The organism is Microcoleus sp. N9_A1 (assembly GCF_036701795.1).
Taxonomy (GTDB): domain Bacteria; phylum Cyanobacteriota; class Cyanobacteriia; order Cyanobacteriales; family Microcoleaceae; genus Microcoleus.
Map to the genome: position 1 here is coordinate 93,131 of NZ_JAUBRI010000007.1, position 25,621 is coordinate 118,751.

Below are 25,621 nucleotides of genomic sequence, written 5' to 3' on the forward strand. Positions count from 1 at the left end.
GTAACTACTGAGCTTAACTTTCTCACCTTAAATCTGTTGTTTTAACAGCGGCGCAGGCGATTCAATAATAGCACAATTTCGTCCGTTGCCGATCGCATTTTTGCAGCCGATAGGTCAGATTGATTGACGATAATGCTAAACACCAGCGGCTCGTAATTCGGAACTTCGATATATCCCGACAGCGCCGAAACTCCGCTCAGAGTTCCTGTTTTTGCTTGCAAAATTACGCGGTTTGGTGTAATATTAAAGCGATTTTTCAAAGTGCCGCTCTCGCCAGCGATCGGCAGTGATGCGCGGTAAATCGATGCAGCAGGTGAATTGGCCATAAATCTCAAAGTTTCCACTAAGGCTTCTGGAGTAATTAAATTGTGCCGAGACAAGCCGGAACCGTCGGCTAATCTGTAGCTGTTTGGATTTACTCCTAATTGAGTTAAAACTGTCTTTAGCTCTTTCAAACCGCTTTCACCTGTATCCTCTTGTGGCACAGGCATCTTGCCTGTGAGTGTTGGCGGCAGGGGGATCTTGTCTGTAACTTTTCCCAGCAATCTCAATAAAACTTCTGCATAAAGATTGTTGCTTTCGCGATTAGTTTCTCTCACCAATTCAGCCAGCGGCGGCGATTCAACGGTTGCTAATTCTTGATTTGAATTGCGAGAAGCCGATGCAACTAAAGTCTGTTTAACAGGAATTCCCTCAGTCGCCAGGGCTTGTTGAAAAGACTGCAAAAAATTATTAGCGGGGTTGACAACTGCGACATAAGCTGATTCAGGTTCGCCACCAACGTTCAACTGTCCGCTCACTCGAATTATAGGTCGATCAAACTCCCGGCCAACTTCAATAAACTCGGATTCGTTTTGAGCGACGGTAACAGTATTGTTCTGGAGTTGCCACTGATTTGCCAGCTTTGGTTCGGCAAAAGTAACTTTCAGAGGTTGCCCAAGAGCCTGTGGGGACAAGAGAAGGTCGATCGCGTTTTGATTGAAAATTAAACTGTTAATCGGCGCTCCGTAACCCGCTTGGGCGTCTTCCCATTCCCAATTCGGATTAACTGCACTGCCTAGAAAATAGCTGTCATCGCCAATCAACTGGTTAACTTGACTGATTCCCCGCTGCTTCAACTGCTGCGCTAAAGATTTCAACTGAGCCTCAGCAATGCTGGGATCTCCCCTGCCGGCAACGTACAAACTTCCATTTTCGCCGCTGTAAACCGATGTCTTAATCCGAAAATCTGCACCGAGTTTCTGCAAAGCAGCGGCTGTAGTTAGCAGCTTGGCATTTGATGCTGGAATAAAATATTTTTGGGCGTCGCGGCTGTAGAGAGTAGTAGTAGAAGATAGAGGTTGAATCAAAATGCCCCAGCGCGATCGACTAAATTCGGGACGATTGGCGATCGCATCTACTTGCGCCCCCAATTCCCCAGGACAAATATCCCCAGCCACCGCAGGCGTTTGAGCTACTACCTGCGGAGTGTATCCGATAATTAGCACTAACAAACTAACTGCAATTCGTTTAATTTTCAAAGCGTAATTTCCATAATAGATAAGATTTTATGAATTTTTGATTAATACAAAAACCGCAGATTTCAGGCAGATTAACACAGATTAACGCAGATAAGTTCCTGATTGGAAAGCGAATGAAGGCAAGAGGTCTATTAGATGCGCTAGAGCTTGGAAGTCTCACCGAATAAAGTCAAGACTAATAATAATAACGCGCATGAATTCTCGGATTGAACAGCGCCTCTACAGGTTTTCCGCCTTTGAGGTGCTCTTCCACAATTAACGGTACATCACTCGGTTTAACTCGACAATACCAAATTTCGTCCGGGGTAACTCGTACAGTCGGGCCAGTGGTGCACTGTCCCTGACAACTACAGGCCTCCACTTTCACCCCTGTAACTTGTTGAGCTTCAAAAGCAGCTAGCACTGCTGCTGAACCATTTTTCAGGCAAGATTGATACTGGCAAACCAATACACAGCGCGCTTCTGGTTGGGAGTCTGGTTCTCTGGCTGGAGATTCTGGCATTGGTAAGGATTTATCCGCTCTTTAAGATATCTTAACAATCTTGTCAGGTCGATCGCTCGCCGGAGTCCGGCAAACGGCAGAATTTTATAGTGCGATCGAAAAAAACAGCAAAATTCTGGCATTCAAACTTTTTCCTTCCTTCTACCTTCTAACGAATCCCTTCAGCAGAGCTGCCTTTGTTCAGTCTGTGTCACGCTTTCCCTATATGATCGATTTAGAGCAACAACTCAATCAACCGCTAATCATGCCAAAAACAGTAGCCGATGTAATGAGCCGCGAGCCGATTTTGGCGCGACCCGAAATGCCCTTGAACGAAGCGATTAAAATTTTAGCCGATAGACGCATTAGCGGTCTTCCCGTCGTAGATGAGAATGACTTGTTGGTAGGAGTCATCTCCGAAACCGACTTGATGTGGCGGGAAACCGGCGTCACTCCGCCCGCTTACATCATGGTGCTCGACAGCGTGATTTACCTCGAAAATCCCGGTCGTTACGAGCGAGAACTCCATAAGGCTTTAGGGCAAACAGTAGGAGAAGCGATGAGTAAAGAGCCAGTTACCATCGAACCAGACAAATCTCTCTCAGAAGCGGCAAAATTGATGCACGATCGCAGCATCCACCGATTGCCGGTGCTTGATACTGCCGGCAAAGTAATTGGCATCCTCACTAGGGGAGATATTATTCGCTCGATGGCTGCCGAATCTTAAATTAACTGTTGCAGTTCCAGGACTGTATCAGAAAATGAGTCGATCGCTCTTTCAATCTCGCTGACTTTTTGCAATTACCAATTATCTAGATTCACGACACGGAAGTCAGGAATAGACGCAGAGCAATTTTTGCTTTCTTGCTTCTTCTTCCTTCTTCCCTCTTTCTTCTTCCTTCTTTCCAATTACCAATTATCAAATTTAAAATCGAATGAGCATTACCCCTGAGTCTGTCGAACAATTGCTGAATTCCGAGGATTTTGGCGAAAGACTGCGAGCAGTCAACCAACTGCGGCAACTAGAACCCGCGATCGCCTATAAACTGATTCAAATTGCGATCGGCGACAAAAACGTCCGGGTTCGGTACGCAGCAGTCAGCCAAATGTCAACCCTCGGCACGCAGAATCTGCCGAACGCTTTAGAGGTACTGCGAAACAGCTTGAACAACGACCCCGAACCCGACGTGCAAGCAGCAGCGGCCGATGCTTTGGGCGCATTGAAATTAACCGAGGCTTTAGAAGATTTGCAGCAAGTTTATAGCAGTACCTCTGAATGGCTGGTGCAACTGAGCATCGTTGCGGCTTTGGGAGAAATGGGAGATCCGAAAGCCTTTCCGATGTTAGAAAATGCCCTGACTTCTGAAAACGAATTGATCCAAACCATTGCCATCAGCGCATTAGGTGAATTGGGAGATAAACGGGCGCTGCCGCTGCTGCTTCCCTACGCTTCCAATGCAGATTGGCAGATCCGTTACAGAGTAGCTCAAGCTCTCGGGCGGTTGGGCGGTAAAGAAGCAGAGGCGGCTTTGGAAATTCTCGCCAAAGATGAGGTTGAGCAAGTTGCTCAGGAGGCTAGAGCCGGACAAGAAAATATTTTAAAGTTGTGAGTTTTGAGGTGTGAATTTTGAATTAATTTAGAATTTTTTTTGAGGATTCTACTAAAAACTACGTTCGCGATTGCTAATATCAGAAACCCGGTTTCTTCCGAGATTTCTCGTTACCAAACGTAAAAATCGTAGAAACCGGGTTTCTCGCCCCCGCGAGTTGGCGCGCGATCGCACACATAATTCAGAAACCCGGTTTCTTCCTATATTTCTGGTTCCTCTCTGCAAAAGTTGTAGAAACCGGGTTTCTAGCCAGCCAGCCAGCGGGCTGGTTGCGTAGCGCAAACCTTACTGATCAGGAAAAATCTAAAATCTAAAATCTAAAATCTAAAATTGTATTGATGCCACGGGCGATCGCAAATTCCATTGAAACTCTTCTAAAATTCGATCGCACTCTTCCCTTACCCAATCAGAGCCGATCCCTTGACATCCGCACTTTGACAAAAGCTATAATCAAAATAGATACAGCAGTAGCAGGGATTCACACAATTATTGAATTGTCCCCAACTAGCTAGCGATCGGGGAAACTATCGTTAAGACGGTAAGCCATCTACCAGCAAAACCAAGTCTTAAAACTATCTATCATCCCCATGTTTGAACAACTACAAAATTCAGGTTCTCAGTCCTTGGACATTTTAATAGGAGAGCGCTCGGCATTTCAAGTGGCACCAACTTCAACCAATCAAAACTTTATTTATAAAGTTTTAGAACTCACCAACATAGAACGCAACAAATTAGGTTTGTCCCCCCTAACCTTAAATACTCAGTTACTAAATGCGGCGGAAACTCACAGCCAAAACATGGCACTGCAAGACTTCTTCGATCATACCGGCAAAGATGGTTCGTCATTCACCAGTCGCATTACTACAACGGGCTATAAATTTGCGGATGGAGCTGCAGCGGAAAATATTGGTGTAGGATATTCTACACCTGAACAAGTCATAGAAGGGTGGATGAACAGTCCCGGCCACCGCACTAATATTCTTAACCCCAATCTCAAAGAAATTGGGATCGGTTACTATTTCTTAGCCAACGATACTGGCACTGAAAATTGGAATCACTATTGGACGCAGGTTTTTGCGACTTCTCTTGACGGTACTACCAATCCCGCACCCACACCAACTCCCACACCAACTCCCACACCAACTCCCAACACATTGGTAGCAATTACTTCCCCAATACCCAATGCTACAGGGGACGGCAGCCCGACGCCAGCACCCAAGAATACAGCCAGCGGCGGCAATTATTTCCTATCAGATAGTGGGGATTCTCAAATACCTGCAACTGCTGCGGGATTGCCAATTTTTGCTCTTTCTGGTAAAGATAATCTCACCGGTGGAGATGGTGTTGACATTATTAATGGGATGCAAGGTGCTGATACAATTAATGGCGCAGGTGGGAATGACAGCTTATTGGGTGGCAAAGAATCGGATTCAATTGATGGCGGTGTTGGCAATGATTTTATCAGCGGCAATAACGATAACGATCGACTAATCGGATCTGACGGTAACGATACTCTCCGCGGCGGCAAAGAAAACGATATCTTGATTGGCGGTAACGGCGATGATTTGTTGGGGGGCGATCGCGGGCAAGACATTCTGACCGGCGGTGCTGGCAATGATACGTTTATCCTAGCAGGAGGTGTGTCTGCTTCGGCTACTTTAATTGGTGCGGATGCGATCGCCGATTTTGCGATCGGAGATAAGATTGGTTTGACTGACGGTATCGGATTTGCAAACTTGACTTTTGAAGATGTGAGTTTGCAGTTGGATGGAGGCGCAAGCATCGCTTCTACGGCGATTAAGTCTGGTAGTAATTATTTAGGAATCGTGCAGGGTGTCAGTCAAAGTCAGCTTACATCTTCTGTTTTTGTTAACGCCTAAAAAACAGCATATCGAGATTCCCGACTTTTTGGAGAAGTCGGGAATCTAAAAACAAGAGCGCTTTAGTGGTTCAGCGTGAAATACCATCTTTTTGTGAGAAATTCACAGACTTTGTTTGGCTTATATCGCAGCGCTGAATTGAGTACAATTACAGCGTGGGACTTACGCCAATTAAGTTAAAAGTGTGTGGCAATAGCGATAGATTCTGCATCAGACTCAAGCGAGTCCTTTAGCAGTTTGGTGATTGTATCAGCGTTAGCAGGGCGACTGAAGTAAAACCCTTGACCTTCATCGCAGCCTCGCGCTTGCAGGTAGTCACGTTGCTCCTTGGTTTCAATGCCTTCTGCGGTGATCGTTAACCGCAGACTTTTTGCCAGAGCAATGATCGCATCAGTAATGGTGGCGCTGTCCGGGTTAGACAGTACATCTTTGACAAAGGATCGATCTATCTTGAGCATATTAACCGGAAACCGTTGCAGGTAGTTGAGGGAACAATAACCTGTGCCAAAGTCGTCTAGGGCGAGGGACACGCCAAGTTCTCGCAGTTGCGTTAAGGTTGTGACCGATCGCTCAATGTCAGTCATCAAGGCACTTTCAGTCACTTCCAGTTCTAAATAGGCAGCTTCGAGTTCGGTCTCTGCCAAAATTTGGCGAACCATCTCAACCAGATTCGTTTGCTCAAATTGTCGAGCCGACAGATTCACCGAAATCCGCAGGGCTGGCAGCCCAGCCAGTTGCCAGCGACGGTTTTGAGCGCAAGCCGTTCGCAAGATCCATTCACCAATGGGCACGATCTCGCCATTGGCTTCGGCGATCGGAATAAATTTTACCGGAGAGACCAAACCCTCTGTAGAATGCTGCCAGCGAACCAGCGCCTCCGTTGCTGTCACCCGTCCGCCCTGCAGGTCGATCAGCGGTTGATAGTAAACCAGTAGTTCGTTGCGCTCCAGGGCTCCGCGCAGGCTATTTTCTAGGGCCAGTCGCTCCTGTAAATTAACGTTCATTTCGGGTGAATAAAACTGATAGTGACTCCGCCCTTGCTGCTTTGCCTGATGAAGTGCGAAGTCGGCTTGCTGAAGAAGTTTCCCTACAGAATTCGTATTTTCTAGATGGTTCAATGTAATGCCAAGACTGGCGGTGATGTGGATCGGGTTGCCCTTGATAGAGAAAGGTTTGATCAGCGTACTCAGCAGCAGTTGGGATAGCTTGACCACACTCTCCAGCGAGGGGAGTTCGCTGCGAGCGATCGCAAACTCACCGTCGCCCAAACGCGCCAACACATCTGACGGATCCATGCACTGTACCACCCGTTGGGAAACGGCTCTAATTAGTAAGTCGCATATCCGAGGCTCCAACGCATGGCGCATCCCTGTGAAATCATCGATACCCAATACCAGCACTGCCACCAAGGGTGAGTGATTTTGAGATCGGGTTTCATTCAGGCGATCGCAGAATAAGTCACGATTTGGCAATCCAGTCAGTTCATCGTAGTGGGTAATGTAATGAATCAATTCATCTAGTTTGTAAAGCGTTTGTGAGGAATTTGCCATCAGCGTACCGACTTCATCAGTAAACTCTGTGGGTAAGTTCGGCAATGTTCTGGTATCGAGGTAGTTTTGTAGAGCCTCCGAGGTTAAGATTACCGGAACCAGGAGGTGGCGTAGCGTATAAAGCGTTGCTGCCGTACCCGCTAATGTCGCCAGCAGAGCAATCACCAGAACCCGGACTGATGTCTCTATAGAGTAAGCGTTGGAGGTGAGAAACCAGACCATTAAGGTGAGCAAAGGAACGTGCGTGCCTAAAAATGCAACCACCATAATTTTGGCAGTGTAGCTTTTTTTCAGCCAGGGGATATGCCCCAAGAATGAGTATAGGTTAACGTTAGGTTTTGGTTGCATAGGACTCGGTTTTAATTTTCAAGGTGGGTAGAGTATCCAGCAGTCTCGTACTAGGTGCGTTGGCTTCAGAAACTGCTTTTTTAACTAAGGAGCGATCGCCTTAGATTTGACAGATATTTTACAAAGCGATCGATAGACAATACCGGGCCGCGCTCGCTGGTCTGATAAAATATCCAAGCGATCGCCAAACAATAAATATATATACTGACGCTAATCGCATTTCTCAAAAACGTCAATGATCCACGTCAAAAATCACCGAAATTGACTTTTTTAAAGCTACAAATTCGATCAACCTTCAGCTTTTAGTCCGCTACTGATAACTAATGACTAATGACTAATAACTAATAACTAAATTACCAAACGGATGATTGCAGGTAGCTTTAAACCGCCAGAAGGCTGGCAGGAAAAGAGCGCAATTTTGAAGAGTTCCATTAATAGTTACCGTGTTCTTTGGTTGTGTCACAAGTATTAGACTCCCAAATATCGCGAGTATGTCGATCGCGCTCAAAATACCAAAAGTGTTTATCACATCAGATCCACTGAAGAGATTTCACAATTTTTTGAATCGATGTTGACAGTGGACAGTTGACAGTGGACAGTGGACAGTTGACAGTGGACAGTTGACAGTGGACAGTTGACAGTTGACAGTTGACAGTGGACAGTTGACAGTGGACAGTTGACAGTGGACAGTTGACAGTGGACAGTTGACTACTGACTACTGACTAATTGATGCCACAGCCGATCGCAAATTCCCTTGAAACTCGCCCAAAATTCGATCGCACTCTTCCCTCTCCAAATTAGTCCAGTGCATCATCAAAGCCAGCTTGACAGACTTGCCGCTTTTTTCCAGCAAAAAACCCGCTTCATCCCGACTCAAATCAGTTAAGTCTTGTAACATCCGTATAGCCCGATCGCGCAATTTCTGATTAGTCACCGCCACATCAACCATCCGATTGCCGTAAACCTTCCCCAGCTTCACCATTACGCCAGTCGAAAGAATATTCAAAGCCATTTTAGTCACCGTGCCCGCTTTCAAGCGCGTCGAACCTGCGACTATTTCCGGGCCAACCAACAACCGAATATCCACATCAGCCTCAAAACTCACCTGTTCGACTGGTACGCAGGCGATAAACACTGTTTTCGCCCCCCGCTGGCGCGCTGCGTGCAAAGCGCCCGCGACAAACGGCGTTGTGCCCCCAGCCGTAATCCCGACAACCACATCTAAGTTGGTAATGTGACGGTGGGCGATCGACTCCGCCCCATCCTGGGCCCGATCCTCCAAATCCTCCGAACTCCGCACCAAAGCCCCCGCACCCCCGGCAATTATGCCCTGTACGAGTTCTGGCGGCGTGCAGAAGGTGGGGGGACACTCGGCGGCATCCAGCACCCCCAAACGCCCGGAAGTACCCGCACCGACGTAAAACAGACGACCGCCTTGACGTAGAGATTCGGCGCCGATGTCGATCGCCTGGGCTAACTGTTCGCGGGCCAGGGCGATCGCGCTTAAGGTTTGGGCGTCTTCCCGGTTGAACAAGTCCACTAATTCGATCGAGCTAAGTTGGTCTAAATTCTCGCTGTTGGGATTCACCTGTTCCGTCAGCAGATGCCCCCGTTCTTCCAAATTCTTCATATTTTGCAATTCAAGTCTATCTACTAATGAGTACCGATTACTGACTACTGACTGCTGACTGCTGACTACTGACTACTGCCAACTGCCAACTGCCAACTGTCAACTGTCAACTGCCAACTGCCAACTGCCAACTGCCAACTGTCAACTGTCAACTGTCAACTGACTACTGCCAACTGCCAACTGTCAACTGTCAACTGTCAACTGTCAACTGACTCTCACAAAAGTCCTTCGAGTCGGCGGCGCATAGAATCCAGTTCGTCTTGGGAAACATCAGAATCCGACTCCGGCTGTGACTCCGGTTGCGACTGCCCCTCTGCTTGCCACTCAGTCTGTGTTACATTGTCTTCTGGCGGGATCGCCAGCGCGCCCGCCGGTACCAGTTCCCAATCATAATCAACACTGTCGCAGAACTCCTTAATTTCCTCATCGTCGATCGCCTCGACAGCGGGTTCGGGGAAATCCTGGGCTTCCAACATCACGCCAAAGCGTGTCGCGTCGTCTTCTGACTCAAACATCAGAACTTTGTTGCGATCGCCGAGTTGAATGGTATGAATTCCCTCATTCTCGGTGCGGGCATTGAAGAGTAAGACGAACACTCGCATAAGTTTTAAAGACCTTCTTAACCACCGTTTTTTTATCTTAGGAGCGATCGGGCAACCGATTTTAAATTTTATATTTTAGATTTTAGATTGACCACCGATCCTGCACTGGCGCGATCGAAAGGAGTTGGGGTATTTGGACGACTTGGTTTGATATTTTAGATTTTAGATTGACCACCGATCCTGCACAGCGGGGGAAACCCAGAGGATTTGGGGGAGTTGGAGGACTTGGTTTTAGGTGATGTTGCGTGTTTTGATTAAGTTCGGTAAAGGTTTCTGGAGTCTACCCTGGAGTGGGGCGTGCCTTCGGCCTTCGTTGGGCGCGATCGGCACTTCCGACCTCACTTCTGAGTCTACCAAAGGCAGAAGGCACACTGGCGAATCACAGAAATTATACCTGTCTAAAATTGGCTGATTCCCTTAATTCCTGAATTCTCTGATTTCTGAGAAACACCCATGACTAACTCCGACGATAACAAAAATCAACTCGCACCCCGTCCCCACCGCCGCTGGTGGCGTCTGCTGCTGCTTAGCGGTACGGGATTGGGTATTCTCGCTTTGGTGGGGGCGGCGGTAGGATACAAGTGGGTGAGGGAAAAGTTAGCTCCTTTGGTGGAAACTGAAGTCAGTCAGTTGCTGAAGCGGCCTGTGCAAATCGGACGTTTGGAGAGATTTTCTCCGACAAGTTTGCGGTTTGGCCGATCGACTTTACCTGCAACTCCTACAGATCCAGATTACGCATCTACAGAAGCAGTAGAAGTAAAATTTTCAATTTTGCCACTGCTGTTCAACCGCACTCTAAAATTAGATCTTACCTTAATTAAACCCAGCGTTTATATCGAACAGGACAAGCAGGGTAGCTGGATTAATATTCCCACCTCAGAACCCAAAAAACCAGGTTTATTTAAAACAGAAATTGATGCCCTGCGCGTTGAAAATGTCAGCGCAGTTTTGGTGCCAAATCCCCCCATCGGACAGCCAAGATCGGTTCCAATTTCTGTAAGTCTGAACAACGGCAGTGCTTTATTTCGCGAGCAAAATCAGCGCATCCTCTACGAAGTAAACGGTCAGTTTACTAATAATGATAATTTTGCAGTAAAGGCAGATTCTCTGTTGCCTGCGGCTCAAACTAACCTGCAGTTGCAAGGTCAAAACTTACCTTTGTCCGACCTCGCCCGCTTGCTGAAACTGCCGGGAATTTCTTTACAAAAAGGTCTAGCAAATGGCAATTTAACCGTGCAATTGCGAGATAATAAATTATCAGCACTTACTGGAACTGCTAGTTTTGCCGGATTGCAGGCAAATATCAAGCCGCTGAAACAAACAATCCAAAATAGCAGCGGTCAATTGCGGTTTCAGGGAACTAATTTGATTGTGGATAGTTTGACTGCTAATTACGGTATAATTCCAGTTAAAATAGCTGGAACAGTGGCAACAGGAGAAAATTTTAATCTAGAGCGAGCTAGCTTCAATCTAATAACTAACGTGCAGCCGGTAGCCGTGGCAAATGTTGTCAGTGCGGTGGAAACAGAGTTAGGGAAGAAAGTTGTATTGCCGATCGCAGTTGCGGGGGAAGTTAAGGCCGATGTTAAACTGACTGGAACCGTTGCAAATCCACTGCTGATAGGTACGATCGCCTCCACGAAACCCGCTGTGGTCGATCGCCTGCAATTAAACAATATTAGCACTAATTTTAAGCTGGAACCGAGGAGAATGGCTCAAACCACAACTCCCAAAACTCAATCTTCTATTCCCCCATTTTCCTCTCTAGGTTTGGCTTTGAGCGATATGTTGATAGTGCCGGCTGCCGGTGGTAAAATTAGCGGTAAAGGTGAAGTCGATATAGCTTTATCGAGCGGGAATTCGCGATCGGGTTTGGTGTTTGATTTGCAAGCTGAAAATGTACCGGGAGATGCGATCGCCCAAATTTACGCTGTCCAGATTCCTGCTACTGTTAAAATTGGCAATATCTCCGCCAAAGCTCAACTTTTCGGCCCTTTTGACAACATCCAAGCTAGAGTTAAATGGCAAGCACAGCAAGGAACTTTTCCCGCAAGCGGTGAAATTATCGCCGCAGGCAATGCGGTGGATTTACAAAATACAGTTGTCAAAATTGGCGACACTAATGTAAATGTGGATGCAGCGGTAAAAGATCGTCAGTGGGAAGCGTTGATCGGGGGCGATCGCATAGCTATTAATAGTTTGCAGCAAGTCTTGCCAGAACTTAATTTACCTCCGCAATTAACAGGTTTCTTCAGTGGAACCGCCGAGGCTGCGGGAACTCTGGACGATTTGAGTTTAAATGCGATCGCTGCTAACGCCAAAGGAACACTAGATATTGCTGACAGTATTGTTAATGTTCGTGGCACACTGGAATCCGGCCGCTGGCAAGCTTATGGCAATACAGAACGAGTTGCTGTCAATCAATTAATTGATATTGGTTTACCGTTTTTCAAGCTGCAATCCTCAGCAAATCTCGACAATCTAAAATCCAAAATCCAAAATCTAAAATCCCTTGGCGGACAGCTAGCAGGTGAAGTTGTAGCTGCGGGAAATGTTGACAATTTGACCGCTAGCGCTATCAATGTCAAGGCCAACGGCAAACTCAATTTTGCTGATAGCAATGTGAATTTGCAAGGAGAATTGGCAGAAGGAAATTGGCAAGCAACCGCAGAAACCGATCGCACTTCCATCACCCGCCTGGTAGATTTAGGATTGCCGCTGTTAGATGTCGCTTCCGCCTTCAATCCCGAAAATCAACAATCTGCCAATCTCAACAATCTAAAATCCAAAATCCAAAATCTAAAATCGATTGACGGACTGCTATCGAGTCAATTTACAGCATCGGGAAGTCTTGACAATTTGACCGCTAGCAGCATCAAGGCCAGCGGCAGAGGGCAACTCAATCTTGCCGGCAGTAATGTCAATTTTAAAGGAGAATTGACAGAGGGAAATTGGCAAGGAATCGCAGAAACCGATCGCACTTCCATCACCCGCCTGGTAGATTTAGGATTGCCGCTGTTAGATGTCGCTTCCGCCTTCGTTGCTGAAAACCCCCAAACAGTCGCCAATCTCAACAATATAAAATCTAAAATCCAAAATCTAAAATCGCTAGACGGACAAATATCCAATCAAATTCAAGCGTCGGGAAATCTGAATAATTCAACCGCCGCCGATATTTCAGCCAACAGCAGCGGCCAACTCAATATTGCCGACGGTACGGTTGATTTTAAAGGTAAATTAGATGGTGGACGGTTGCAAGTTTTCGCTGATGCCGATCGAGTTATTCTCAGCCGCTTAGAACAAACAATCCGCGATACCCAACTGTTTACCCTGACGGCAACTTTGCCCAAAGGATTTGACGGCAGAGTTAACGGCCAACTGGAAGCAGCGGGCAGTTTGGATAACTTGACAGCCAAGGGAATTAGTGCTAAGGCAGAAGGAGTGATTTTGGTCGATCGACTAGGGGCGATCGATACTGCAGCCACATTGGAAAACGGCAACTTAGAAGCATTGCTAGAAACCAACGGAGTTACAGTCAGCAACTTAGAACAAACCCTCAAACAAACAGGTTTGCTGACAGCCAATTTACCGCCAGAAATAGCCGGCACCCTCGACGGTAAAGTCCGAATTTTGGGCAGTGTAGATAATTTTTTAACTGCCAACGGCATCACCGCCAAGGGCGACGGACAAATTCGACTCGCCAACGGTGGCGGAGTTGTCAACGCCACAGGTAGCGCCGCCTCCGGGAATTGGCGCGCCTCAATCGAAGGCGACCAAATTGCCTTAAGTCGCTTCCAGAAAGCCTTTGAAGCCCAGCGCCAAAGCTTGCAAGCCAGCGGTTTAGTCTCCCAAGCCCAAAATCTCCCGCTATTGCGAGGCATATTTAACGGCAATGTCAATTTATCCGGCCCGATAGCCGCTGCTTCGGGGGCACCGCCCCTACAAAATGTTCGCGCCGGCGGCATTTTCCGCATCTCCGAATTGCCGTTTTTGAAACAACCTTTTGACGCAGTATTTAACTGGGACGGAAAGCGGGTAGAAATAGAAAAAGCTGCAACTCCGGGTTTGACAGCCAGCGGTTTTGTGAATGTCGAACTCGAAGGTAAAGGATTGCCATCAATTGAAAATTTGGATTTGGATATAAAACTCTCCAATTTTAACCTCGCAGCCTTACCAACTGAACAGTTGGCATTTTTGAAAGCAGGGAATGTCAACAACGCTTCAGAAACAAATCAGCCTGTTCGCGGCAATGTCGATTTCACGGGCCGCCTCACCGGAAATCTCTCCGCCCTCAGTTTAGTTGGCGATGTGGAAGTGCGGAATTTGGCAGTAAATCAAGTTGAATTCGATCCTGTACTGGCGGGGATTGTGAGTGCGAATTCCGATAAAAGTGTAAACTTGCGTTTGGCCGGCGCAAGCGACAAAATTGAATTAGCTTTAAATTCATCTTTTCTGCCGACTTCTTTCTTAGTTAAACGCGGGGAATCTGTAGCCCGTGGCGAAACTGAGGGAGAAACTTTGCGAGTGAATTTAAGCGATTTTCCCCTCGCTGCTTTGAATCTGTCGCCGGGTAAAGATGCCGGTTTGGGGCCGATAACTGGTACGGTTTCGGGACAGGTGAATGTACCGGGCTGGAAGATGCCGTTAAATCCGCAGACTTTGCAAGCAAACGGACAAATTGCGATCGCGCAACCGGCGATCGGCTACATTAAAGGTGACAGTTTTCAAGCCGAATTTAGCTATGCTAACGGCAGCGCCACTCTGACAAACGGCATCTTCCGCCAAGGTACGGGTGAATACTTAATTTCCGGCAATGTGAAAACAGGCGCAAACCCTGAATTTGCCGGGAAAGTTAACATCAAGCAGGGCAACTTGCAGCAAATTTTAACGGCTTTACAATATTTCAATTTAGGCGATTTAGCCAGAGGCTTAAAACCTCCCGTTTACGCTAACGCCGCCGACGTGCAAACTGTCGCAGTCGGAGAACCAGAAGCCCCGTTAATCATACAGTTGCGCCGTTTAGAAGAAATTGAAGTGCTTTTGCAGCAGCGGCAGGAGGTGATGGCCCAATCGCAAAAATTGCCGCCGCTATCTCAATTGCAGGGGACTTTTGGCGGGGAAATTGCTGTCGCGGGTTCTTTGCGAACCGGTGTGCAAGCTAAATTTAATGTTGAGGGCGATAATTGGCAGTGGGGCCAATATGTTGCTGAAAAGTTCAGCATTGAGGGCGGTTTTCAGGACGGGGTTTTAACTATTTTACCTCTGGAAATTCGATCGGGCAAAAGTGCGATCGGCTTTTCGGGACAACTAAGTCAAAAAGCTCAATCCGGGCAGTTGCGAATCGAAAATGTGCCGGTGCAAAAGTTAGCCGAACTGGTAGAATTGCCCTTTGTAGATGTCACCGGAAATTTGAATTTGCGGGCGAACTTGGCCGGCAGTTTGGAAAATCCGCAGGCCACCGGAGAATTGAGTTTGGTTGACGGTACGCTAAACGGAGAACCGATTAAACAAGCTGACGGCAGTTTTAGTTACAGCAACGCCCGCCTCAATTTTGGCGGCAGCGCTTTGGTGACTCAAGTCGAACCGATTGAAGTTCAGGGAAGTTTGCCTTTTGAGTTGCCGTTTGCTGCTGTGAAACCTGACAGCAATCAAATTGATTTGAGGGCGAATTTGGAAAATGAAGGATTAGGAATTATTAATGTCTTGACTCCGCAAGTTGCTTGGGTCAGCGGCAAGGGACAGGTGCAAATTCGTGTCGGAGGGACGCTGCAAGAGCCTGTAGCGGAAGGAATTGCAAATTTTGAAAATGCTACCGTCCGGGCGAGGGCTTTCCCAGAACCGCTAACAGGGCTGACTGGGACGGTGCGCTTTGAGGGCGATCGAATTCGGGTAGAAGGAATTCGCGGACAGTTGAGTCAGGGAGAAGTTGTGGCGCAGGGCGTGATTCCCCTGTCAGTGCCCTTTGCAGCAGGCGATGTCGATGCAGCAAATCCTTTGGCTGTCAATCTCGACAAGCTGGCCTTGAATCTCAGAGGATTGTATCGCGGTGGCGCAGTCGGTCAAGTCCAAGCCAGGGGCACGGCTTTTCGGCCGCGCTTGAGCGGTAACATTGAACTCTACGACGGCGAAGTATTTCTGCCAAGTGCGGGTGGCGGTGCAACTCAGTTAGTTTCTTCGCCTTCCGATTCCCCATCTTCTCCTGCGACAGAAGCTTCCCCTTCCGATTCCCCGTCTTCTCCTGCGGCCCCTCCTTCCCCTTCCGATTCTCCTTCCACGGCTTCGGCTTCTCCTTCCCCTTCCTTTGATGTGGTGTTCAGGGATTTGCAACTGAAGTTGGGCCGGGGAGTGCGGGTAACGAGTCCGCCGATATTGAGTTTCCAGGCGACTGGGGGTTTGACGGTGAATGGAACTTTAGACGATATTCGCCCGGAAGGTACGATTCGGTTGACTTCGGGGGCGGTGAATTTGTTTACAACGCAGTTTAAGCTTGATAAGGGGTACCCGCAAACTGCTACCTTTATAGCGGGACAAGGACTCGATCCGACGCTGGATGTGAGGTTAGCAACTTCGGTACAGGAAGTAACGCGCTTCCGCACTCCGGGAACATCTGTCGCCTCTGAAATAGCCGATGAACCGACAAGTTTCGGCAGCGTGCGGAGTGTCAGAATTCAAGCGTTAGTGCAGGGAAGGGCTTCTCAGTTGGCGGAAAGTCTGGAGTTGAGGAGCTCTCCAAGCCGATCGGAAACAGAGATTGTAGCGCTGTTAGGTGGCAGTTTCGTGCAGACTTTGGGACAGGGAGACAGTACACTGGCGATCGCAAATTTAGCCGGTGCGGGTTTATTGAACAACCTTCAATCTGCGATTACTAACGCCACAGGATTGAGCGAATTCCGCTTATTTCCCACTCGGATTAGAGGCAACGAAGCACAAACTGCTAGTTCCAGTTCTGGTGCGGGTTCTCTCGGTTTAGGTTTAGAAGTTGGGTTTGATATCACGCGCAATATTTCCGCCTCAATCATTCGAGTTTTGTCAGCAAATCAACCGACAGAATTTACTGTGCGCTATCGATTGAGCGATAAAATTTTACTCAGGAGTTCCAGTAATTTTCAAGGAGACAATCGCGTCACTGCTGAATATGAATTGAGGTTTTAGTCAGTTGGCAGTTGACAGTTGGCAGTTGTCTGTTGTTTTTCTAATTCCCAATTCCCAATTCCCAATTCCCAAAAATTTGCTATAATAGTAACAGCAGCAAATTAGTCCTGCAAACCCCGCGCACCAGATTATAGGAGTTAAGTCAAATGGCAAACAAACTCCAAGTTAAAACACAGTCGATCGGCTACAGCGACTTTTACTGGAACCGCTTTAGTCCGAGAGTTGCGACTATCAGCAGCGTCCGCAACGCCAATCACTGGGACGGCGGATTTATCACTTATATTGCATTTCCCACAAAAGTAGAAGCTACAGCAGCAATGAAATATTTGCTCTTGCATCAAAAAGCTGCTGATGTCGATATGCGGAAAGCCAAGCGAATGAAAGCAAAAGGCATTCGGTGGGAACTCAAAATTCGGGGTTTAGCTTTTAATGAAGTGCTGAAGCTAGCAACAATGGATATAACTGGAAAGCTAGTTATGTCGCCTGCCACTACTCAAGCCACAGGCTGATAAAAGCATTGAGATAATAGGTTGGGTTGAGACAACAAAACCCAACCCTTCCCATATTTGTCAATATCCATCTTCCTCTCTTTTCTCCTCCTCTGTGTCCTCAGCGCCCTCTGCGGTTCATAAAAAAACTCCTATAAAATATATGCGCTTCATTAGCCCCAAAACAGATTTTGCATTCAAAAAAATATTCGCTTCTTCCGAACATCCAGAAATTTTAATCAGCTTCCTAAATGCAATGGTGTATAACGGAGAACCCACAATCCAAGAAATAGAAATCATTGACCCTTATTCAGCCGGAAGCGTCACAGGATTGAAAGACACCTACCTGGATGTCAAAGCCAAGATTACCGGAAACAAAACCGTGATTGTGGAAATGCAGGTACTCAATGTAGCCGCTTTTGAAAAACGAGTAGTTTACAATGCAGCTAAAACCTATTCAACTCAACTCAAAGCTGGAGACGGTTACTTAAGATTAAATCCAGTCATTGCTTTAACCATCACCGATTTTATCTTATTTGAAAACACCGAAAAACTAATTTCAAAGTTTGAATTCACAGAAACTGAAGAGAAATTCGTCTATCCCAACTGCGAGTTAAAGTTAGTGTTTGTCGAGTTACCAAAATTCAAAAAAGAATTGAATGAACTCGAAACTTTGCCGGAAAAATGGATTTACTTTATGAAAAACGCGCCCTCTTTGGAAGCAGTACCAGAGACATTGGAGTCTGTTGAAGAGATTAATACCGCGCTGGAAATTGCCAACCGAGCAAATTTGACCCTAGACGAATTGAATGATGTAGACAAGCGAGAAATGTTTATCCAAGACCAAATCGGGTCTGTGATGAAAGGGATAGAAATTGGTATACAACAGGGGATTGAACAAGGAATCGAACAAGGAATCGAACAAGGAATCGAACAAGGAATCGAAAAGGGGAAAATAGAGGGGGAAATAGGATTAATTATGCGTCTACTCGTGCGGCGGGTGGGTGAGGTTACACCGGAAGTTCAAACTCGCATCCAGGGATTATCTGCCGAACAGTTAGATGATTTGGGAGAGGCTTTGTTGGATTTTAGGAGTCAAGAGGATTTGATTGCGTGGTTGGAGTCGGCGGGATGAACTGATGAGTTAAAAAGAGACTCAACGGTTGAAACGGTCGAGTCTCATCGGGGATTTTTAACCCGGATTTGGTATAATTCTCAATCTCTGCATTCATTTAAACTTTAGTATCTGCGGGAACTTCCCTCTGTACCAGTATCCAACCTAACAGCGCTAAAATAAGGCCAAGAGCGAGAAACCCTAAATCCCAAGCTAACTCGTTGATACCAGGTTTGACGTGGTGGATTCCCAAAATTTGATGGTCAACGATGCCTTCAACAAAGTCAAACAATCCAGCACCAATTAATATTGAACCGAAAAAAGTTTGAGTTGACAAAGGAACATCTTTGCGCTTCACAGCACTCCACAAACAGAAGATTCCCGCCACTGTTACCAACCAATCCGCAGCGTGAAACAATCCATCTCCGAGGGTATTTAATTCTAAACCGGCAACAGTAGCATCGGTTTTAATGCTGCTAAACATATGGTGCCACTGGAGGAGTTGGTGCAGCACAATGCCGTCAAAAAATCCGGATTGACCGATACCGAGGAGAATTCCTGCGATAATTAGAGGTCGGCGGTTGTTTACAGCGGTGGCGGGTGAGTTTGTGCGATCGTCCAATGGAAAACCTCAGATTATTTAACTGCTGAGCCTGGGTCTGTGAAGGGATTTGCCAGTACATTTTTTAGTTTTGCTGGGGAGGAGGGGCGATCGCATCATCCGCGAGAGAGATTTCTGGATACTCTTGATGCTTAATGCCAACTACAAATCTAGTTTATAATTTGATTAACTATTCATCAACCCTCATATTCTCAAACAAAATAGGTTGAATTCGCCTCAAAACTTCCTCAATTATATCTGATCGACATTCACTAAGAAAACTTGCTTACCTTGCGCGATAATCTTGCATAACGGAGTTGATCCGTCATAATTACACCTGTTATCGCTTCACCTTCTGGAATGGGAACATAAAACGGATTTTTGCGTTGTGTGTTGCTGATGGGACAAACAAACACAAACCCCATTTTTCGGTTAAATTTAGTTTGACTCACAACCAGTGCAGGTCTAGTCCCCATTTGTTCGTGTCCTGATTGAGGGTCAAAATTGAGGCGAATAAAATGACCTCGTTCGGGGATATAGTTTACCAAACTTCCTCTCCTTCTGGTTTTCCCCAAGAGACTTCTTCGCTAGATTCTATTTCGCCTGCCAATAATTCATCTAGGGTATACTTTGATATTTTATTATTTACAGGCTCTATGACCAGTTTCCCATTTTCTATGCTGCAAATTACTGAATCTTCGGCTTTAAGGTTGAGAAACTTTACTATGTAGTCTGGTATTGGCAAAGCCAAGGAATTACCTAATTTGCTGATGTGTATTTTGGCTGTCATACATTTGCGATGTTAACACTCAGGTTTATTTATTGTAACACAATATTGGGCGGGGCGGGTTTATTGAGATTGCTGTTTATAAACATAGAGGTTGGTGAACCCGCCCTTACATAACCTTTGTCTATGCAAATACTGCTTCTACGGCTTTCGGCAATTCTATGGGCACGAAATATGCGACTGGATACAAATAATCTTTGCCGGATTCATCAATAACTCGGATAAATTGATGTTCCGCAGCGCGATTATTCGGTATTATTTGGTAGATTTTTCGCACTTCCAATGATGCTTGATAGTCTTGATTATTAATGCAAACTACAAATCTGGTTTCTAAGTTAAACTTCATATTCGGATAAAGTAGTGAGTTCATAAACGGTTGCGTCTGTCATCAAAATCGACCCTTCTGCCGTCAACTCCCATCTGTCGCGCCACGAATCTGTTTCGGTATATCGTTTAGCCAAGCCATCAGCAGCCAGTTTTTTTAAGACAACCATCATGCCAGGTTCTCGTGGTACATCTAGACAGGAAAGTTGCTTTTCCAGTTGATACCAATTGCACTTTCCTCGACCTCTAGCTACTAATGCAAGAAGCACTAATTCAAGCTGAGTTAATTGAGTTAAATTTTGCATTATCAAGTCCTCCACGCTGGATGAAATAAAACGCCAAATCCTTGTCCCTAGCTGACGCACCCTACTTCACGAGAATTTATTGATACTTCTGGTGTTTTGCTTTGACTTGCTGCAATCTCTGTTTTTAATCCTAAAGCCTTCAGCAAACCCATAAATCGGTAAATCTCTTCTCCGCCTGATGCTTTCAGCAATTCCTGAAGTTGATCCCAATTTTGTAAATCGTCTTCAGCTATAATAGAGACTTGACTTTGAGCTTTAACTACATCTCTGAGTACCGTCAGTAACAGTTCGGATTCCGGTGCTGTTTCTTCTAGAATTGCTTGAATATAAGCAGCAGTTTCTTCAATATCTTGAAGCGAGTTAATCAGATAATCATGGTAACTGTGCGTTTTAGGCATCGTCTCTACTCCTGAATTCTATCCAGTATTCTTTGGCTTTGCGAATATCTCGATCTTGGGTACTTTTATCTCCACCACAAAGGAGGAGTATAATAGTTGAGTCTCTTTCTGCGAAATAAACCCGGTAGCCGGGGCCCCAGTCAATTTTCAATTCGGAAACACCCTCTCCTACTGATTTACAGTCTCCTAAATTACCAAGAGCAACCCGCTGAAGTCTACCTTTTATTTTAGCTTTCCCTTCGCGATCGCGCAAAGCATCAAGCCAGTCTTTAAAAGGGATTTTTCCTTCTAAGGTTTCATAGGTTTGAATTTCACGCTTGTGGACTTCCATGACTCTATGTAGTAAAAGCCTAAGTGTCAAATGATATCATTTCTGGTAGCTGCGATTTTGTATGTCATGGCGTGCGATCGAAGCGGTAGGGTGCGTCAGTGTGGTAATTCTCAATTATCACTGAAACTCACAACTGACGCAGCATTTATTCCGTGGTGCGTCAGTTGTGAGACTGTCAGGAAAGTAGCGACAATCCGAGAGTGACAAAGGAGGGATAAGCATTTCGGGCGGGTTGTCATCCCCCCCAGGTTTTTGCCGATTTTTTATCAAAATTAAATAAAATTTAAGATTTTCTTAAAATAAATAAATCTTAATTGCACTATAATTAGCGCATCTAGGAAGATTCAGTAGGTCAGGGGTGCGATCGGGCGATAAAAGCTGGAAAAATTAATTTGACCGCATCTTAGGCAAAAACTATTTCTAACTCAAATTAACTCAATACTTCTTAACTTAATACTTCGGACAGTTTGTGAATGAGAGCCTGAAAGTGTCATTGTACCGTTTGTATCGGAGCTTGACGAAAGCCTGAAACCCTCATTATACCCTTAGCGGTTGAAAACTGTCCGAAGTGTTGGTTTAACAGACTTCATAAAAAAGTAAATCACCTTAAAGGATGAAGTATGAACAGGATATACAAACTTCCAACCGCATTAGATCGCAAAACCATATTGCAAATAGTTCTACTTGCTATTATTTACTTCGGTGTCTCTAAGATATCACTCTCACTGGCTTACCTGCCTGGAGCTGCAACACCAATTTGGATAGGTTCTGGTCTTGGTTTTGCCGCTATCTGGTCATTAGGATATCCGCTCTTGCCCGGTATCTTTTTAGGTCAGTTCATCAGTAATATTTCTACTCAAGAGTTAACACCTACGAGTATCCTGCTCAGTTTTATCTTTGGAATTGCCGACGCATTAAGCCAACTCTTAGCAGTATATCTAATAAACCGATCTATCAGAGACCGTCATTTGCTCGATCGCGCTCAAGATGTTTTCTCCTTTGTACTATTCGCGGCTTTGCTGGCTCCTGCTTTGCACGCTACGATTTGTGTAACAACTATGTGTCTGCTTGGCAAAGCACCTTGGACAATCTATGGAGTAATTTGGTGGACATGGTGGACAGGGGAGGCGATCGGAACACTTGTTTTTGGACCAGTCTTATTAGCATGGAGTCGGGAACTTCAGCCAATTAAATTACTATTTAAACAAAGATTTGTAGAAGCAGCACTGTTACTATTCCTAGTAATTATCATCAGTCAGATTAGTTTTGGCGGTGGATATCCTGTCGTGTATATGTTGATTCCCCTCTTAGTTTGGTCAGCCTTTCGATTCGGACAACAGGGTTCAACATTACTAATCGTCATCGTGTCAGTCATTTCTATGGTGGGAACTGCTAAGGGTTTAGGGCCATTTGTTCGTCCGTCACTCAATGAGTCATTGTTACTATTGCAATCCTTTATGAGTGTTGTTGCTATTACAACTTTGATTTTATCGGCGGTAATTACAGAAAACACAGAAGCAGAAGCCCGACTAAAAAGAGCAAATGAAGAGTTAGAAAGTAGAGTCGAGGAACGCACAGCAGAACTCGCCCATGCTAAAGAAAAAGCCGAAGTTGCCAACAGTGCCAAAAGCGAATTTTTAGCCAACATGAGCCACGAATTACGCTCTCCTCTCAACGCAATTATGGGATTTTCTCAAATTATGACTCGCTCTCAAACCCTCCCTCGCGAACATCAAGAAAGCGTCGGCATTATCTCTCGCAGCGGCGAACACCTACTAACCCTCATTAACAACGTTCTCGACCTCTCTAAAATCGAAGCAGGTAAAACCAGCCTTAATCCTAAAAACTTCGATCTCCATCGCTTACTTGACGACATACACGATATGTTTCAAATGAAAGCTGAAGAGAAAGGTTTACAGTTACTCTTGGAATACGATCGCAATCTGCCTCATTACGTCCGTACCGATGATGTTAAATTGCGTCAAGTTCTCATTAACTTGATTAATAATGCTCTTAAATTTACTCAAGAGGGAGGAGTTTCAGTAAGAGTTAGCGTTTTAGAAACTCCTGTCCATTCCCAACAAACAGCGGCAGCGGCTGATACCAATTCATACACCATACATTTTGAAATTGAAGATTCAGGATCTGGAATTGCCCCTGAAGAAATTGGGAATTTGTTTGAAGCCTTCACCCAAACAGAAACCGGAAAACAAGCTCAGGAAGGTACGGGTTTAGGCTTGCCAATTAGCCGCCAACTTGTGCATCTTATGGGAGGCGATATTACAGTCAAAAGCCAAGTGGGACAATGCACAATCTTCTTATTTAATATTCAAGTTAATGAAGTAGAAGCTAGCGACATTGCTACACACCAACCCTCTCGCAGAGTCATCGCTCTAGAACCCAATCAACCCAAATATCGCATTTTAATAGTTGACGATAAACCTCTCAATCGCCAATTGTTAATTAAACTGCTATCTCCCTTGGGATTTGAGCTTCAGGAAGCCAGTAACGGTCAAGAAGCAGTTGACATTTGGGAGAGGTGGGAGCCAAACTTAATTTGGATGGATATGAGGATGCCGGTGATGGATGGTTACACTGCTACTCAAACTATTAAATCTCAGACAAAAGGTCAAGCAACGGCGATTATTGCTTTGACAGCTAGCGTACTAGAAGAAGAAAAAGCGGTGGTTCTGTCGGCGGGATGTGATGATTTCTTGAGGAAACCTTTCCGAGAGGAAGAAATATTTAATGGGATGAATAAGCATATTGGAGTGAAATATGTTTATGAAGAATTAACACCCAAAAATACGGATAAAATACAAACAAGAGAGGTTCTAACCACAGAAGCACTGGCAGAAATTCCGAGGAATCTATTAGCTCAACTCCAAGAGGCCGTAATGTATTCCGATTCTGAATTAATTGCTGCGGTGGTGAAAAAAATAGCTACTTACAATGAGCCTTTAGCTGAGGCGATCGCAACTTCTCTACACAAGTTTGAATATGAAAAGGTTTTGAACTTAATTGCGGCTACTATAGCATAAAAGGAGTAAAACATGAACGACAGTCAAGGTCAAATTTTTATTATTGATGATACGCCCGCAAACTTACATCTGCTTGTCAGTCTTCTTAAGGAAAATGGCTACCTGCCGCGAGCATTTCCGAGCGGCAAGTTAGCTCTAGGAGTTATTGAACAATCATCTCCTAGTTTGATTTTGTTAGATATTCAAATGCCACAGATGGATGGCTACGAAGTTTGTAAACATCTCAAAGCTAACGAATTGACTTGGGATATTCCAGTAATTTTTATCAGTGCTTTGGATGAAATGATGGATAAGCTAAAAGCTTTTACTGTAGGTGGCGTAGACTACATTACAAAACCATTTCAAGCAGAGGAAGTTTTAGCTCGGATTTCTACTCATTTAGAACTCAGTCGCTTACAAAAACTCCTGAAACAGGAAAATTCTCTTCAGGCTCAAAAATTAGCGGAACAAAATTGCCAACTCCAGCAGATGAATGAAGCATTAGAGAAAGCTAATCAAGAGTTGAAAGAACAATACAGTCAACTCCAGCAAGCGCAATTGCAAGTAATTCAAAGTGAAAAGATGTCGGCATTAGGTAATTTAGTTGCTGGAGTTGCCCATGAAATTAATAATCCTGTGGGGTTTATTTATGGCAACCTCGACCAAGCTGGGCAAGCATTACAAGATTTGATCGAACATCTGAAATTATATGGCGATCGCGCGACTGAAACAGATATTAACAATCATGCCGCAGAAATCGAGCTAGACTATCTCCTAGAAGATGTGCCGAAGATGATAGACTCAATGAAAGTGGGGTGCGATCGCATCAAAAGTATCAGCACGAGTTTACGAACATTTTCCAGAGCCGATCGCGATTTTCCAGTGAAGGCGAATCTGAATGAAGGTATTGATAGCACAATTTTAATTCTCAAACATCGCCTCAAAGCTTCGGAATTTAGACCGGAAATTGAAGTTATTACTAATTATGAGGAGATCCCAGAAATAAAATGCTTCTTGGGCCAATTAAATCAAGTATTTATGAATATTTTGGCTAATGGGATCGAGGCAATAGAAGAATCAAATCACGGACGTACTTTTGCCGATATTAAAGCCAACCCAAACCGGATTACGATCGAAACTGAACTATCGAGCGATCGCGAGTCAGTTTTAATTCGTTTTAGCGATAATGGCATCGGCATGACAGAAGAGGTAAAACAAAAAATTTTTGATTATTTATTTACTACAAAATCCGTAGGGAAAGGCACGGGTTTAGGAATGGCGATCGCGCGTCAAATCATAGTAGAAAAACATCAAGGGACAATTACAGTTAACTCTACTCCAGGAGAAGGAACGGAGTTTATACTGGAATTGCCGATTCTCAAAAATTAACCAAAATTATAGCAACCGCCAGGGCGGTTTAGGGGCGCTTAGGCTAGGGGAAGAAGGGAATAGAATCAGCGAATTTCAAAAACTCAGAACG

The 25,621-nt window shown here is 45.4% G+C and carries 20 protein-coding genes; 8 read left to right on the forward strand and 12 right to left on the reverse strand.

Annotated elements, in window-relative coordinates:
- Window positions 1-41: 41 nt before the first annotated feature.
- Together dacB and QUA58_RS05105 are read right to left on the reverse strand one after the other, a co-directional pair.
- Entirely contained in the window at window positions 42-1,514 is a 1,473-nt protein-coding gene (dacB, locus tag QUA58_RS05100; protein WP_333393263.1) for a D-alanyl-D-alanine carboxypeptidase/D-alanyl-D-alanine endopeptidase, read from the reverse strand.
- A 181-nt stretch (window positions 1,515-1,695) separates the two neighbouring features.
- On the reverse strand, window positions 1,696-2,022 hold the full coding sequence (locus tag QUA58_RS05105; protein ID WP_333248788.1) for a (2Fe-2S) ferredoxin domain-containing protein: 327 nt from the start codon (window positions 2,020-2,022) through the stop codon (window positions 1,696-1,698).
- 205 nt (window positions 2,023-2,227) lie between these two features.
- Here QUA58_RS05105 and QUA58_RS05110 point away from each other — a divergent pair, with 205 nt between their 5' ends.
- The 3 genes from QUA58_RS05110 (at window position 2,228) to QUA58_RS05120 (ending at window position 5,491) form a co-directional block, all read left to right on the forward strand.
- A complete protein-coding gene (locus QUA58_RS05110) occupies window positions 2,228-2,728 on the forward strand; it encodes a CBS domain-containing protein (protein ID WP_333393232.1) in 501 nt (166 codons plus the stop codon).
- Between the two features lie 208 nt (window positions 2,729-2,936).
- Window positions 2,937-3,611 (forward strand): phycobilisome degradation protein NblB, encoded by a 675-nt coding sequence (nblB, locus tag QUA58_RS05115; protein ID WP_333248786.1) that lies wholly within the window; start codon window positions 2,937-2,939, stop codon window positions 3,609-3,611.
- A 659-nt stretch (window positions 3,612-4,270) separates the two neighbouring features.
- The gene (locus QUA58_RS05120) at window positions 4,271-5,491 is read left to right on the forward strand and encodes a CAP domain-containing protein (RefSeq protein WP_333393233.1); all 1,221 of its coding nucleotides are present in this window, start codon (window positions 4,271-4,273) and stop codon (window positions 5,489-5,491) included.
- A gap of 176 nt (window positions 5,492-5,667) precedes the next feature.
- Here the strand turns inward: QUA58_RS05120 and QUA58_RS05125 are convergent, their stop codons facing one another.
- The 3 genes from QUA58_RS05125 to QUA58_RS05135 all read right to left on the reverse strand — a co-directional run bounded on the left by QUA58_RS05125 (window position 5,668) and on the right by QUA58_RS05135 (window position 9,621).
- The gene (locus QUA58_RS05125; protein ID WP_333248779.1) at window positions 5,668-7,389 is read right to left on the reverse strand and encodes an EAL domain-containing protein; all 1,722 of its coding nucleotides are present in this window, start codon (window positions 7,387-7,389) and stop codon (window positions 5,668-5,670) included.
- A 715-nt stretch (window positions 7,390-8,104) separates the two neighbouring features.
- Window positions 8,105-9,019, reverse strand: a complete 915-nt coding sequence (murQ, locus tag QUA58_RS05130; protein ID WP_333393234.1) for an N-acetylmuramic acid 6-phosphate etherase — start codon at window positions 9,017-9,019, stop codon at window positions 8,105-8,107.
- A gap of 215 nt (window positions 9,020-9,234) precedes the next feature.
- On the reverse strand, window positions 9,235-9,621 hold the full coding sequence (locus QUA58_RS05135; RefSeq protein WP_333248775.1) for a DUF3110 domain-containing protein: 387 nt from the start codon (window positions 9,619-9,621) through the stop codon (window positions 9,235-9,237).
- Window positions 9,622-10,074: 453 nt separating this feature from the next.
- Between QUA58_RS05135 and QUA58_RS05140 the strand changes: the two genes are divergently transcribed.
- From QUA58_RS05140 to QUA58_RS05150, 3 genes are all read left to right on the forward strand, one after another.
- Window positions 10,075-16,773 carry a translocation/assembly module TamB domain-containing protein gene (locus QUA58_RS05140; RefSeq protein WP_333393235.1) on the forward strand — a complete coding sequence of 2,233 codons (6,699 nt, stop codon included), beginning with the start codon at window positions 10,075-10,077 and terminating at the stop codon, window positions 16,771-16,773.
- Window positions 16,774-16,919: 146 nt separating this feature from the next.
- A complete protein-coding gene (locus tag QUA58_RS05145) occupies window positions 16,920-17,282 on the forward strand; it encodes a hypothetical protein (RefSeq protein WP_333248772.1) in 363 nt (120 codons plus the stop codon).
- A gap of 142 nt (window positions 17,283-17,424) precedes the next feature.
- Entirely contained in the window at window positions 17,425-18,396 is a 972-nt protein-coding gene (locus QUA58_RS05150) for an Rpn family recombination-promoting nuclease/putative transposase (protein WP_333248769.1), read from the forward strand.
- Window positions 18,397-18,493: 97 nt separating this feature from the next.
- On the opposite strand, the gene QUA58_RS05155 is transcribed toward QUA58_RS05150, so the two are convergent.
- The 7 genes from QUA58_RS05155 to QUA58_RS05185 all read right to left on the reverse strand — a co-directional run bounded on the left by QUA58_RS05155 (window position 18,494) and on the right by QUA58_RS05185 (window position 21,121).
- Window positions 18,494-18,997, reverse strand: coding sequence for a DUF2243 domain-containing protein (locus QUA58_RS05155; RefSeq protein ID WP_333248768.1), 504 nt, complete (start codon window positions 18,995-18,997; stop codon window positions 18,494-18,496).
- Between the two features lie 251 nt (window positions 18,998-19,248).
- A complete protein-coding gene (locus QUA58_RS05160; RefSeq protein ID WP_333393236.1) occupies window positions 19,249-19,524 on the reverse strand; it encodes a type II toxin-antitoxin system PemK/MazF family toxin in 276 nt (91 codons plus the stop codon).
- The gene (locus QUA58_RS05165) at window positions 19,518-19,766 is read right to left on the reverse strand and encodes an AbrB/MazE/SpoVT family DNA-binding domain-containing protein (protein WP_015174616.1); all 249 of its coding nucleotides are present in this window, start codon (window positions 19,764-19,766) and stop codon (window positions 19,518-19,520) included. Before QUA58_RS05165 ends, QUA58_RS05160 begins: the two co-directional genes overlap by 7 nt.
- 121 nt (window positions 19,767-19,887) lie before the next feature.
- Window positions 19,888-20,109, reverse strand: coding sequence for a hypothetical protein (locus QUA58_RS05170; RefSeq protein WP_333248761.1), 222 nt, complete (start codon window positions 20,107-20,109; stop codon window positions 19,888-19,890).
- Window positions 20,099-20,392 carry a hypothetical protein gene (locus tag QUA58_RS05175; protein WP_172192306.1) on the reverse strand — a complete coding sequence of 98 codons (294 nt, stop codon included), beginning with the start codon at window positions 20,390-20,392 and terminating at the stop codon, window positions 20,099-20,101. Before QUA58_RS05175 ends, QUA58_RS05170 begins: the two co-directional genes overlap by 11 nt.
- A 47-nt stretch (window positions 20,393-20,439) precedes the next feature.
- Entirely contained in the window at window positions 20,440-20,790 is a 351-nt protein-coding gene (locus tag QUA58_RS05180; RefSeq protein WP_216670776.1) for a helix-turn-helix domain-containing transcriptional regulator, read from the reverse strand.
- A complete protein-coding gene (locus QUA58_RS05185) occupies window positions 20,783-21,121 on the reverse strand; it encodes a type II toxin-antitoxin system RelE/ParE family toxin (protein ID WP_172192304.1) in 339 nt (112 codons plus the stop codon). Before QUA58_RS05185 ends, QUA58_RS05180 begins: the two co-directional genes overlap by 8 nt.
- Window positions 21,122-21,741: 620 nt before the next feature.
- Between QUA58_RS05185 and QUA58_RS05190 the strand changes: the two genes are divergently transcribed.
- Window positions 21,742-24,162, forward strand: a complete 2,421-nt coding sequence (locus QUA58_RS05190) for an MASE1 domain-containing protein (protein WP_333393237.1) — start codon at window positions 21,742-21,744, stop codon at window positions 24,160-24,162.
- A 12-nt stretch (window positions 24,163-24,174) separates the two neighbouring features.
- Complete coding sequence (locus QUA58_RS05195; RefSeq protein ID WP_333393238.1) at window positions 24,175-25,530, forward strand: response regulator; 1,356 nt, start codon at window positions 24,175-24,177, stop codon at window positions 25,528-25,530.
- The last annotated feature ends 91 nt before the right edge of the window (window positions 25,531-25,621 follow it).